General features: G+C 41.4%; 1 pseudogene. It reads left to right on the forward strand.

What is annotated here, in order from left to right:
• Positions 1-76: 76 nt before the first annotated feature.
• Positions 77-266 (forward strand): annotated as a pseudogene (locus AAEZ09_RS28440) (hypothetical protein); the annotation flags it as partial.

Consider the following 266-nt stretch of genomic DNA (forward strand, 5'->3'; position numbering starts at 1 on the left):
ACCTATGTTTGCAGGCGCTTAGTTTTTACTTTTCTATTTAACAATCACATTAATTTTCTAATTTAAGGACATAACCATGAGCCAACTACATCCAAACCTAGACATCGACCAAGCTAATAAAGACTTGCAAGGCAAATCGCCTGAAGAGATCGTTGAGTGGGCGCTATCGCAAGCCAAAAACCCTATTATCACCACTAACTTTCGCCCTTATGAGTCTGCCATTTTGCACTTAGTCGCTTCACTGCGCCCTGACATCACCGTATTAT

This window comes from Pseudomonas sp. 65/3-MNA-CIBAN-0223 (assembly GCF_040310425.1).
In the GTDB taxonomy this organism is placed as follows: Bacteria; Pseudomonadota; Gammaproteobacteria; order Pseudomonadales; family Pseudomonadaceae; genus Aquipseudomonas; species Aquipseudomonas gregormendelii.